Consider the following 11134-nt stretch of genomic DNA (forward strand, 5'->3'; position numbering starts at 1 on the left):
GCGCAGTATCTCAGGCGCGCCGCAGGACATCGGCCAGCGCCTGCGCCGCTTCGGGCGGCAGGTCGTCGGCCGGCGGCGCGCGCCGGCCCAGGGCGCGCAGGACCGCCTCGTGCCCCCGGTCGGGAAAGGGCGCGCGCCAGGCGGCCCGGGTGTGGGGCGATGCGGCCTGCGGCGCGAACGCATCGGCCCGCAGGACGCGCAGCCCCGGCCGGCGGGCCAGTTCCGCCGCCACGTCCGCGCTGCCCGGGTGGTGCAGCAGCGCGACCTGCCCGATGCCCAGGCGCGCCAGCCACTGCGCCAGCACTTCGGCCTGCACGTCGGACGTCAGGGCGTCGGGCCGCTTGGGCTTGTCGCTGCGGCCGCAGCCGATCAGGTCGGGCGCCAGCACCCGGCGCGCCGGCAGCAGGGGCAGCAGCTCGCGGAACAGCCAGCCCCACTGGCCAGGGCCGTGCAGGCACAGCAGCGGCGCAGCGTCGCCGTGCTCTTCGCCTGATTCAACCCAGGCCAGGCGCCATCCGCCCGGCGCCGGCAGACCGGCCATGTGGCGCACCGGCGGCAGCGCGGCGGCGAAGGGCTCGAAGCAGGCGTCCGGCGTGCGCAGGGCATCGTCGCGCAGCGGCTCGGCGCGCTCGCGCGCCGCCTGCCGCCGGCCGTGGAAGAAGTCCTGCAGCAGGGCGCCGCACGCGGCGGCGCACACGCCGCCCGTCACCCGGGTGTGGTGGTTGAGCTGCGGCTGCGCGAACAGGTCGAGCACGGAGCCGGCCGCGCCGGTGCGCGGGTCGGCCGCACCGAAGACGACCCGGGCCAGCCGCGCATGCAGCATCGCCCCGGCGCACATCGGGCAGGGTTCGAGGGTGACGAAGAGTTCGCAGCCGTCGAGGCGGTAGTTGCCCAGCGCCTGCGCGGCGGCGCGCAGCGCGTTGATCTCGGCATGGGCGCTCGGGTCGCGGCCGGCGACGGGGCTGTTGCGGCCGGCGGCCAGCAGCCGGCCGTCCCGGACGACGACCGCACCCACCGGCACCTCGCCGGCATCGGCGGCATCGCGGGCCTGGGCCAGCGCCAGGGCCATCCAGTGGGCGTCGTCGGGGGAGGAAGAAGGCATGGCGCGGCGTGAGGGGCGCCATTGTCCCTCACGCCCCGCCTTGGGCCGGCGTCAGCCGAGCTGCGCGCGCACCTTCTCGATGGCGGCGTTGGCGCACTGCTCGTCGAGGTGGCCGCCCGGTGCACCGCCGACGCCGACCGCGCCGATCACCTCGTTGCCGGCCTTGATCGGCACGCCGCCGCCCAGCAGCAGGAAGCCGGGCAGGTGCACGAGGTTGGCCGCGCCGGGGTTCTTCTGCGCGTTCTCCATCATGGCCTGGGTGGGTGCCTTGGCCGAGGCGGAGGTCCACGCCTTGCGCTCGCTGGCGCCCAGGGTGTGCGGGCCGGCGTTGTCGGCACGCTGCACGGCGCGCACGCCGCCGGCACGGTCCACCACGGTGGCGGCGACGGCATAGCCGTTGGCGGCGCAGGAGGCCACGGCGCCGGCGGCGATCTGGTTGGCCAGGTCGAGGCCGATGTTGCGTTCGGCCCGCACGGGGGCGGCCTGCTGGGCCTGGGCGCCGCAGGCGGCGGCGAGGAGTGCGAGGGCGCCGATGCGGCGCAGGGACGATGCGGTCATGAGGGTCTCTCCAGGAGGTTGTCGAGGGGGCGCGCCGGGCTCGGCCGGCGACCACGTCACTCTAGGAAAGCGCCCGCCCGCGGGCCATTCGTGCGGCTACGCGCGGCCGTCCGTAGAACTACGCAGCGCCCTCTTCCTCGGCCAGTGCCGCATAGCCGCGGATGAGCTGCGCCAGCGACTCGCAGCCCAGCTTGGCGAACACGTTGGCGCGGTGCGTCTCGACGGTGCGCGGCGACAGCGTGAGCGCCCGCGCGATCTCCTTGTTGGTCAGGCCGGCGACGATCAGGCCCAGCACCTCGCGCTCGCGCTCGGAGAGCTGGGCGTAGCGGCGCCGCGCCGCCTGGTCGGCCTGGCTGCGCTCGCGCGAGCGCACGTGCTGGCGCACGGCGTTCTGCAGCGCCTCCAGCAGCTGCTCGTCGTCCACCGGCTTTTCCAGGAACTCGGCCGCCCCGGCCTTGAAGGCGCGCCGGCACATCTCCACCGTGCCGTGGCCGGTGAGCATGACGACGGGCTGGTCCACGCCCTCGGCGATCAGCCGGTCGAGCACGGCGAGGCCGCCGATGCCCGGCATGCGCACGTCCAGCACGATGGCGCCGACGGCGGCGCGGTCGAACTCGGCGAGGAAGCGCTGCGGCGCCTCCCAGGTCTGCACGCGCAGGCCGATGGTGCCGATCAGCAGCGCCAGGCTGTCGCGCACGGCGGCATCGTCGTCGACGAGGTGGACGAGGGGCGACTGGGGCGTGGAGGGGGCGGTCATGCGGCGATGCGGGTGGTCAGGCCAGCGGCAGGCTCAGCACGAAGCAGGCGCCCTGCCCCGGCGCGCCGCCTTCGGCGAGCGCGCCGCCCATGCCGGCGGCCAGCGTCTCGCTCAGGCTCAGGCCCAGCCCCAGCCCGCCGCTGCGGGTGCTGAAGAAGGGCTGGAACACACGCGAGCGCAGCTCGGCGGGGATGCCCGGGCCGGTGTCGCTGACCGACAGCAGCGCCTGCCCGTCCTGCGCCCGCACGCGCAGCAGCACCTCGCGGCGCGCCGGCGGCACCTCCTCCAGGGCCTGCAGGGCGTTCATCAGCAGGTTGTGCACGATCTGCTCCAGCGCCACGGGGTCGGCCAGCGCGCGCACCGGCTGCTCCGGCGCCTCCAGGCGCATCGCGGTGTGGCGGCGCTCGCCCTCGGGCTCCAGCAGGTGCAGGGCGCGGCGCGCGGCCTGCCGCAGGTCGACCGGCTCGCGGCGCGCGGCGTCCGGGCGCTCCAGCGTGCCGCGCAGGCGGCCCAGCACGTCGGCCGCACGGCGCGCCTGCAGCGCGGCCTGGGCCATGGCGTCGCGGGCGGCGCCGGTCTCGGGCGGCTCCTCGTCCAGCAGGCGGCGCGCGGCCTGGGTGCTGGCGAGCACCGCCGTCAGCGGCTGGTTCAGCTCGTGCGCCATGCCGGCGGCCAGTTCGCCCAGCGTGTTCAGGCGCGCCACCTGGCCCAGGCGCAGCAGTTCCTCGGCGCGGCGGCGCTCGGTGCGCTGGCGCCGCAGCAGGCGCGCGCCGGCAAGCAGCACGGCCATGCCGGCCGCCCACGCCAGCATCCGGCCCCAGGGCAGCTCGCCCCAGCCGACGCGGCGCTCGGCGTCCACCTCGAAGGGCTGGCTGGCAGAGGCCAGCGGCTTGCGGAAGCGGAAGTGCCAGCCGCCCGGCGCCTCCGCGTCGCGGCCGCCCTGCAGCTCGAAGCGCTGGCCCTGGTGCACCAGCGCCATGCGGGCGGGCGCGGTCTTCGGGTCGGCCGGCCAGTCGCGCCAGGGCACGGCGGCCGCCAGGTCGATGTCCAGCGCGAAGCTGGCCGGTGCGGCGCCGATCACCAGGCGATAGCGGCCGCGCGCCAGGTCGGCATCGGCCAGCACCGGGCCGCGCTGCGCGCGCGAGCGCACCTCGGCCTGGGCCAGCGCGGCGTCGTTCCACGCCTCGCCGGGGGCGCGCCGCTGCACGCGCAGGATCGAGGGATAGACCGCCGGCAGGCGCGCCTCGCCGCCCGCCGCGCCCTCGCCGCCGGCCAGCGCGAGCGTGGCCAGCACGGCGTCGTTCTGCACCACCTGCTGGCTGAGGATGCGGTGGACGATGCGGCCGTCGGTGTCGAAGGCGGCCTGCAACGCCTCCAGCTGCGCGTGCGCCAGCCAGGCGGCGCCGGCGGCCGACAGCAGCAGCCAGGCGAGCATCCAGCCGCCGAGGGCGCGCAGGCGATGGGTCATGGCGGGCGATTGTGCCCGCCGGGGCTGGCGGAGAATGCGCGGCGCACCGATTCGCCATGCAGGACGCCCTCTTCGAAGACCCCGACGACACGCCGCCCGAGCCCGCCCGCCAGCCCGCGCCGGCGCGCGGCGCCCGCGCCAGGGCGGCGGCGGCGAAGGTGCTGCCCGCGCCGGCGGACGACGGACTGCGCGCGCTGGCCGAGCGGCTTGCGCCACGGCTGCACATGGGCACCTCGTCCTGGCACTTCCCCGGCTGGGCGGGCCTGGTCTGGGACGGCGAGCACGCGCAGCCCACGCTGTCGCGCCACGGCCTGGCCGCCTACGCACAGCACCCGCTGCTGCGCGGCGTGAGCCTGGACCGCGGCTTCTACCGGCCGCTGACGGCCAGCCAGTACGCCGCCTACGCGGCGCAGGTGCCGCCGGACTTCCGCTTCATCGTCAAGGCCCCCGCGCTGGTGACCGATGCGCTGGTGCGCGCCGAGGACGGGCGCGGCCAGCAGCCGAACCCGGCCTTCCTCGATCCGGTGCTGGCGGTGGAGCAGTTCGTGCAGCCGGCGCTGGAGGGCCTGGGTTCGCGCATCGGTGCGCTGGTGTTCCAGCTCAGCCCGCTGCCGGCACACCTGCTCGCCCGCCTGCCGGAGGTGCTGGAACGGCTGCGCACCCTGCTCGCCGCCCTGCCCCCGCTGAAACCGCAGGCGCCGGACGGCGTGGTGGCCGTCGAGGTGCGCAACCCCGAGTTCCTCACGCCCGCCTTCGCCGAGGTGCTGCGCGGCACCGGCGCCACCTACTGCCTGGGCCTGCATGCCAAGCTGCCGCCGATCGAGGCGCAACTGCCGCTGCTGCGCGCCCTGTGGCCCGGCCCGCTGGTGTGCCGCTGGAGCCTGCACCGGCGCCACGGCGCCTACGGCTACGAGACGGCCAAGGGCCTGTACGAGCCCTTCGACAGGCTGGTGGACCCCGATCCCGAGACCCGCGAGGTGCTGGCGAAGGTGATCGCCGGCACCGTGGGCGCGGGCTGGCCGGCCTACGTGGCGATCAACAACAAGGCGGAAGGCTCGGCGCCGCTGAGCGTGCAGGCGCTGGCGCAGGCCGTGGCGGCGCGCGCCGCCGGCGGCTGATGAAGGCCGGCCGTCAGTCCTTCGCCACCAGGGCCTTGTTCAGCCCCAGGGCGGCCAGCGTGCAGGCGGCGCCCGACAGCAGGTACAGGCTCAGGTAGCCCAGCCCGAAGTGGGCCGACAGGCCCAGCGCCACCACCGGCGCGAAGGCGGCGCCGATCAGCCAGGCGAAGTCCTGCGTGAGCGCCGCGCCGGTGTAGCGGAAGCGCGGCGTGAAGTTGGACGTCACCGCGCCGGCCGCCTGCCCGTACGACAGGCCCAGCAGCGTGCAGCCCAGCAGGATGAACACGTCCTGGCCCAGCGTGCCGCCGTTGAGCAGCGTCGGCGCAAAGCCGCTGAAGACCGCGATCATGCCGGCCAGCGTGCCCAGCGTGCGGCGGCGGCCGTAGCGGTCGGCCACCAGGCCGGAGACGACCACGCCCACGGCGATCAGGAAGCCGCCCACGATCTGCACGCCGAGGAAGCCGGTGATCGACTGCTCGGTATACAGGTGGATCCACGACAGCGGGAACACCGTCACCAGGTGGAACAGCGCATAGCTGGCCAGCGCGGCGAAGGCGCCGATGAACAGGTTGTAGCCCTGGGTGCGCACCAGCTCGCCGGCCGGCACCGGCTCCAGTTCGCTGCGCTCCAGCAGCCGCTCGTACTCGGGCGTCACCACCAGCCGCAGGCGGGCGAACAGCGCCACCACGTTGATGGCGAAGGCGACGAAGAAGGGATAGCGCCAGCCCCAGGAGAGGAAGTCGTCCTGCGACAGGCTGCCGTAGAGGAAGGCGAACAGCGCGCTGGCCAGGATGAAGCCCACCGGCGCGCCGAGCTGGCCCAGCATCGCGTACCAGCCGCGGCGGTTGGGGGGCGCGCTCAGCGCGAGCAGCGAGGGCAGCCCGTCCCACGAGCCGCCCAGCGCCAGCCCCTGCCCGACGCGCAGCACCGCCAGCAGCAGCACGGCCTTGGTGCCGAGCGTCTCGTAGCCGGGCAGGAAGGCGATGCCCACCGTGCAGGTGCCGAGCAGGAACAGCGCGATGGTCAGCTTGGTGGCACGCCCCCAGCGGCGCTGGATCGCCATCGAGATCGCGGTGCCGACGGGCCGCGCGATGAAGGCGAAGGCGAAGATGGTGAAGGCGAACAGCACCCCCTCCAGCCGCTGGTGCAGCGGGAAGAACAGCTGCGGGAACACCAGCACCGAGGCGATGCCGTAGACGAAGAAGTCGAAATACTCGGAGGCGCGGCCGATCACCACGCCGACGGCGATGTCGCCCGGCGACACGCTGTGGTCGCCGTGGACCTCGTGCGGTTGTGCATCGGCGTCCGGCGCCGGCGGGAAGGAAGGCGGATAGGTGATGCTGGACATCAGGGCAGGTCTCCTGCGCGCGGCCCCGCGGCACTGGACGAGGCGCAGCAAGGGGCACTATAAGGTGGCGGGCGGCGCATTGACATAGGACAAAACGTCCTATCGCCTCCGGGCCGGCCGCGCGTTAGATTCGTCCCGTTCGCAACCCGTACCAACCCGGAGCGACCGTGCCGTCGCCGCCGAGATGCCCAGCATGCGTCTACCCAATCCTCTTCGGGCCCTGCCCCTGCTCGCCGCGACCAGCCTGCTGGCCGGCTGCAACCTGGTGGTGCTCAACCCTGCCGGCGACGTGGCCGCCCAGCAGGGGCAGATGGTGGTGATCTCCACCCTGCTCATGCTGCTGATCATCGTGCCGGTGATCATCCTGATCCTGCTGTTCGCCTGGCGCTACCGCCAGGGCAGCCGGCATGCCGAGACCGACTACGCCCCCGACTGGGACCACTCGACCAAGCTGGAGCTGGTGATCTGGGCCGCGCCCCTGGTCATCATCATCGCGCTGGGCGCGCTGACCTGGATCGGCACCCACAAGCTCGACCCCTACCGCCCGCTGGACCGCATCGCCTCCGGCAAGCCGGTGCCCGAGGGCGTGAAGCCGCTGGAGGTCGAGGTGGTCTCGCTGGACTGGAAGTGGCTGTTCATCCTGCCCGAGCAGGGCATCGCCACCGTCAACGAGCTGGCGGCGCCGGTGGACCGGCCGATCCGCTTCAGGCTCACCTCCAGCTCGACCATGAACGCGTTCTACGTGCCCGACCTGGCCGGCATGATCTACACGATGCCCGGCATGCAGACCGAGCTGAACGCCGTCATCAACCGGCCGGGCGTGTTCCACGGCATGTCGTCCCACTACAGCGGCACCGGCTTCTCGGGCATGACCTTCAAGTTCCACGGCCTGAGCGAGCAGGACTTCGCCCGGTGGGTGGCCCGGGCCAAGGCCGAGGGCAAGCCGCTGACGCGCGACGCCTACCGCGACCTCGCCCGCCCCAGCGAGCGCCATCCGGTCGAGCGCTTCGCCTCGGTCGATCCGAACCTGTACCAGCGCGTGCTCAACCTGTGCGTCGAGGACGGCCAGCGCTGCATGCACGAGACGATGGCCTCGGACGCGCTGCGCGGCCGCGCCCGCGTCAACGGGGCGCTGTTCGCCAAGGCCCAGGCGCAATCGATCTGCACGCCCGGCATGCCGGTCGCGCTGGCGGACAACTGAGGCACGCGCGCCGCCGCTGCCAACCTGAGTGTGAGTGACAAGAACCATGTCTGAACCTTCTTCGGCGCCGACCCACTGGCTCCTGGGCCGGCTGACCTGGGACTCGGTGCCCATGGCGCACGAGCCCATCCTGCTGTGGACCTTCGTGGCCGTCGTGCTGGGCGGCATCGCCCTGCTGGCCCTGATCACCCGCTACCGGCTCTGGGGCCCGCTGTGGCGCGACTGGTTCTGCACCATCGACCACAAGAAGATCGGCATCATGTACATGGTGCTGGGCGTGGTGATGCTGCTGCGCGGCTTCTCCGACGCGATCATGATGCGCCTGCAGCAGGCCATGGCCTTCGGCGACAACATGGGCTACCTGCCGCCGCACCACTACGACCAGATTTTCACCGCCCACGGCGTGATCATGATCTTCTTCGTGGCCATGCCCTTCGTCACGGGCCTGATGAACTACGTGGTGCCGCTGCAGATCGGCGCGCGCGACGTGTCCTTCCCCTTCCTGAACAACTTCAGCTTCTGGATGACCACCGCCGGCGCGGTGCTGGTGATGCTGTCGCTGTTCCTCGGCGAGTTCTCCACCTCCGGCTGGCTGGCGCTGTCGAACCTGGGCAACCAGAACCCGGGCGTGGGGCTGGACTACTACATATGGTCATTGCAGATCGCGGGGGTGGGCACCACGCTCTCGGGCATCAACCTGCTGGTGACCATCATCAAGATGCGCGCGCCCGGCATGAACCTGATGAAGATGCCCATCTTCACCTGGACCGCGCTGTGCACCAACGCGCTGATCGTGGCGACCTTCCCCATCCTCACCGCCGCGCTGGCGCTGATGACGATGGACCGCTACCTGGGCACGCAGTTCTTCACCAACGTCGACGGCGGCAACCCGATGCTGTACGTCAACCTCATCTGGATCTGGGGCCACCCCGAGGTCTACATCCTGGTGCTTCCGGCCTTCGGCGTGTATTCGGAGGTGGTCGCCACCTTCTGCGGCAAGCGCCTGTTCGGCTACGCGTCGATGGTCTACGCCACCGTGTGCATCACCATCCTGTCGTACCTGGTGTGGCTGCACCACTTCTTCACCATGGGCTCGGGCGCCAGCGTGAACTCCTTCTTCGGGATCACGACCATGATCATCTCGATTCCGACAGGGGCGAAGATCTTCAACTGGCTGTTCACCATGTACCGCGGGCGCATCCGCTTCACGGTGCCGATGCTGTGGACGGTGGGGTTCATGATCACCTTCGTCATCGGCGGCATGACGGGCGTGCTGCTGGCCGTGCCGCCGGCCGACTTCGTGCTGCACAACAGCCTGTTCCTGGTGGCGCACTTCCACAACGTCATCATCGGCGGCGTGGTGTTCGCGGTGTTCGCCGCCATCAACTACTGGTTCCCCAAGGCCTTCGGCTTCCGGCTGGACGAGTTCTGGGGCAAGTGCTCCTTCTGGTTCTGGCTGGCGGGCTTCTGGTTCGCGTTCACGCCGCTGTACGTGCTGGGCCTGATGGGCGTGACGCGCCGCGTGAGCCACTTCGAGGACGCCTCGCTGCAGATCTGGTTCCAGATCGCCGCCTTCGGCGCCCTGCTGGTGGCGCTGGGCATCGGCTGCTTCCTGGTGCAGCTGGTGGTGAGCTTCATGCGCCGCGAACAGCTGCGCGACGCCGACGGCGACCCGTGGAACGGCCGCACGCTCGAGTGGGCCACCTCCTCGCCGCCGCCGCAGTACAACTTTGCCTTCACCCCCGTCGTGCATGACGCCGACGCCTGGTGGGACATGAAGCGGCACGGATACAAGCGCCCGCTGGGCGGCTTCCAGCCGATCCACATGCCGGCCAACACCGCCTCGGGCGTCGTCATCTCGGTGCTGTCCCTGGTCTGCGGCTTCGCGCTGATCTGGCACATGTGGCCGCTGGCGGCCGCTTCCTTCGCCGCCACCGTGCTGGCCGCCATCGTCCACACCTTCAACTACCAGCGCGACTACCACATCCCCGCGGCCGAAGTGGCGGCCACGGAGGAAGCGCGCACCCGACTGCTGGCCCGCCATGTCTGAGCTCGTCCATCCCGCCGCCGTGCAGGCCGGCGCCGCCGCGCGCGACTACCACCTCGCCCACGACCCGCATCCGGAGAACGGCACCGCGCTGGGCTTCTGGCTCTACCTGATGAGCGACTGCCTCATCTTCGCCGCGCTGTTCGCGACCTACGGCGTGATGGGCCGCAGCTACGCGGGCGGCCCCACCGGCGGCGAGCTGTTCGACCTGAAGCTGGTGGCGATCAACACCGCCTTCCTGCTGCTGTCGTCCATCACCTTCGGCTTCGCCATGCTGCAAAAGCAGATGGGCAAGGTCGGCGGCACGCTGGGCTGGCTGGCCGTCACCCTGGTCTTCGGCCTGTGCTTCCTCGGGCTGGAGCTGTACGAGTTCCACCACCTGATCCAGGAAGGCGCGGGCCCCGGGCGCAGCGCCTTCCTGTCGGCCTTCTTCACGCTGGTCGGCACGCACGGCCTGCACGTCACCTTCGGCTCCATCTGGCTGGTGGTGCTGATGATCCAGATCGGCCGGCACGGCCTGATCCGCGAGAACAAGCGCCGCCTGATGTGCCTGTCCATGTTCTGGCACTTCCTGGACGTGGTCTGGATCGGCGTCTTCACCTTTGTCTACCTGATGGGAGTGCTGTGAGATGAGCGCGCACGACGTACCGATGCCCGCCGGCGGGCACGACCACCACCACGACGACCACGCCCAGGACGAGGGCCCGCACAGCACCTTCTCCGGCTACATGATCGGCTTCGTGCTGTCCGTCGTCCTCACCGCCATCCCCTTCTGGCTGGTGATGTCGAACGTGATCAGCGACCGCACCGTCGCCGTGCTGGTGCTCGGCGGCATGGCGGTGGTGCAGGTGCTGGTGCACATGGTCTGCTTCCTGCACATGAACGGCAAGGTCCAGGGCGGCTGGACCATGCTGTCCACCCTCTTCACCATCGTCTTCGTGGCCATCGCCGTCGCCGGCACGCTGTGGGTGATGTTCCACATGAACGTCAACATGATGCCGGGCCACGACGGGCAGGTGCACCACCTCGGCCAATCCTGACGGTGCGCGCCGCGCCGACCGGCCCTGCCGCCGCCTCCCGCGGCCGCCGTGCCGCGCTGCTGGCCGGCGTGGCGGTGGGCATCGCCGGCTTCGTGCTGCTGGGCAACTGGCAGGTGCAGCGCCTGGCCTGGAAGCGCGACCTGATCGCCCGCGTGGATGCGCGCATCCACGCCCCGCCGGTGGCGGCGCCCGGCCCCGCCGAGTGGCCCGCGGTCGACCGCACGCGCCACGAATACCTGCGGGTGCAGGCCGACGGCCGCTACCTGCACGACAAGGAGGCGCTGGTGCAGGCCAGTACCGCGCTGGGCGCCGGCTACTGGGTGCTGACGCCGCTGGCGACGGCCGACGGCCGCAGGACCTGGATCAACCGCGGCTTCGTGCCCACCGAGGCGCGCGATCCGGCGCGCCGCGGCCGGCCGGCACCGGAAGGCACCGTCCACGTGCAGGGCCTGCTGCGCCTGAGCGAACCCGGGGGCGCCTTCCTGCGCGACAACG

Annotated in this window: 11 protein-coding genes; 6 read left to right on the forward strand and 5 right to left on the reverse strand. The window is 72.1% G+C overall.

Annotation, left to right across the window (positions count from 1 at the left end; genetic code table 11):
- Window positions 1-10: 10 nt before the first annotated feature.
- The 4 genes from tadA to ACIY1X_RS01075 all read right to left on the reverse strand — a co-directional run bounded on the left by tadA (window position 11) and on the right by ACIY1X_RS01075 (window position 3885).
- Window positions 11-1102 carry a tRNA adenosine(34) deaminase TadA gene (gene tadA, locus ACIY1X_RS01060; RefSeq protein WP_399677355.1) on the reverse strand — a complete coding sequence of 364 codons (1092 nt, stop codon included), beginning with the start codon at window positions 1100-1102 and terminating at the stop codon, window positions 11-13.
- A gap of 51 nt (window positions 1103-1153) precedes the next feature.
- Entirely contained in the window at window positions 1154-1660 is a 507-nt protein-coding gene (locus ACIY1X_RS01065) for a heme-binding protein (RefSeq protein WP_038216801.1), read from the reverse strand.
- 118 nt (window positions 1661-1778) lie between these two features.
- Window positions 1779-2417 carry a response regulator transcription factor gene (locus ACIY1X_RS01070; RefSeq protein ID WP_399677357.1) on the reverse strand — a complete coding sequence of 213 codons (639 nt, stop codon included), beginning with the start codon at window positions 2415-2417 and terminating at the stop codon, window positions 1779-1781.
- 16 nt (window positions 2418-2433) lie between these two features.
- Window positions 2434-3885, reverse strand: coding sequence for a sensor histidine kinase (locus ACIY1X_RS01075; RefSeq protein ID WP_399677359.1), 1452 nt, complete (start codon window positions 3883-3885; stop codon window positions 2434-2436).
- Between the two features lie 56 nt (window positions 3886-3941).
- On the opposite strand from ACIY1X_RS01075, the gene ACIY1X_RS01080 reads away from it, so the two are divergent.
- Window positions 3942-5003, forward strand: a complete 1062-nt coding sequence (locus ACIY1X_RS01080; RefSeq protein WP_399677361.1) for a DUF72 domain-containing protein — start codon at window positions 3942-3944, stop codon at window positions 5001-5003.
- Window positions 5004-5016: 13 nt separating this feature from the next.
- Here ACIY1X_RS01080 and ACIY1X_RS01085 read toward each other — a convergent pair whose 3' ends face one another.
- Entirely contained in the window at window positions 5017-6351 is a 1335-nt protein-coding gene (locus tag ACIY1X_RS01085) for an MFS transporter (RefSeq protein WP_038216836.1), read from the reverse strand.
- A gap of 193 nt (window positions 6352-6544) precedes the next feature.
- On the opposite strand from ACIY1X_RS01085, the gene cyoA reads away from it, so the two are divergent.
- The 5 genes from cyoA to ACIY1X_RS01110 all read left to right on the forward strand — a co-directional run.
- Window positions 6545-7552, forward strand: a complete 1008-nt coding sequence (gene cyoA / locus ACIY1X_RS01090; protein ID WP_399677363.1) for a ubiquinol oxidase subunit II — start codon at window positions 6545-6547, stop codon at window positions 7550-7552.
- A gap of 46 nt (window positions 7553-7598) precedes the next feature.
- A complete protein-coding gene (cyoB, locus tag ACIY1X_RS01095) occupies window positions 7599-9602 on the forward strand; it encodes a cytochrome o ubiquinol oxidase subunit I (protein WP_399677365.1) in 2004 nt (667 codons plus the stop codon).
- Window positions 9595-10227, forward strand: coding sequence for a cytochrome o ubiquinol oxidase subunit III (gene cyoC / locus ACIY1X_RS01100; RefSeq protein ID WP_399677367.1), 633 nt, complete (start codon window positions 9595-9597; stop codon window positions 10225-10227). The genes cyoB and cyoC overlap by 8 nt, the downstream gene beginning before the upstream one ends.
- A 1-nt stretch (window position 10228) precedes the next feature.
- Entirely contained in the window at window positions 10229-10639 is a 411-nt protein-coding gene (gene cyoD, locus ACIY1X_RS01105; RefSeq protein ID WP_038216843.1) for a cytochrome o ubiquinol oxidase subunit IV, read from the forward strand.
- A gap of 2 nt (window positions 10640-10641) precedes the next feature.
- Window positions 10642-11134 (forward strand): SURF1 family protein (locus ACIY1X_RS01110; protein WP_399677369.1); only part of this gene is annotated, 493 nt, incomplete at its 3' end.

This window comes from Xenophilus sp., assembly GCF_044462705.1.
Taxonomy (GTDB): domain Bacteria; phylum Pseudomonadota; class Gammaproteobacteria; order Burkholderiales; family Burkholderiaceae_C; genus Xenophilus; species Xenophilus azovorans.

What these genes read in the sequence shown, in the direction of transcription:
- tadA (WP_399677355.1), bottom strand. Translation starts at nt 1,102, where the DNA reads ATGCCTTCTTCCTCCCCCGACGACGCCCACTGGATGGCCCTGGCGCTG.
- cyoD (WP_038216843.1), top strand. Translation starts at nt 10,229, where the DNA reads ATGAGCGCGCACGACGTACCGATGCCCGCCGGCGGGCACGACCACCAC.
- ACIY1X_RS01070 (WP_399677357.1), bottom strand. Translation starts at nt 2,417, where the DNA reads ATGACCGCCCCCTCCACGCCCCAGTCGCCCCTCGTCCACCTCGTCGAC.
- cyoB (WP_399677365.1), top strand. Translation starts at nt 7,599, where the DNA reads ATGTCTGAACCTTCTTCGGCGCCGACCCACTGGCTCCTGGGCCGGCTG.
- ACIY1X_RS01085 (WP_038216836.1), bottom strand. Translation starts at nt 6,351, where the DNA reads ATGTCCAGCATCACCTATCCGCCTTCCTTCCCGCCGGCGCCGGACGCC.
- cyoC (WP_399677367.1), top strand. Translation starts at nt 9,595, where the DNA reads ATGTCTGAGCTCGTCCATCCCGCCGCCGTGCAGGCCGGCGCCGCCGCG.
- ACIY1X_RS01065 (WP_038216801.1), bottom strand. Translation starts at nt 1,660, where the DNA reads ATGACCGCATCGTCCCTGCGCCGCATCGGCGCCCTCGCACTCCTCGCC.
- ACIY1X_RS01080 (WP_399677361.1), top strand. Translation starts at nt 3,942, where the DNA reads ATGCAGGACGCCCTCTTCGAAGACCCCGACGACACGCCGCCCGAGCCC.
- cyoA (WP_399677363.1), top strand. Translation starts at nt 6,545, where the DNA reads ATGCGTCTACCCAATCCTCTTCGGGCCCTGCCCCTGCTCGCCGCGACC.
- ACIY1X_RS01075 (WP_399677359.1), bottom strand. Translation starts at nt 3,885, where the DNA reads ATGACCCATCGCCTGCGCGCCCTCGGCGGCTGGATGCTCGCCTGGCTG.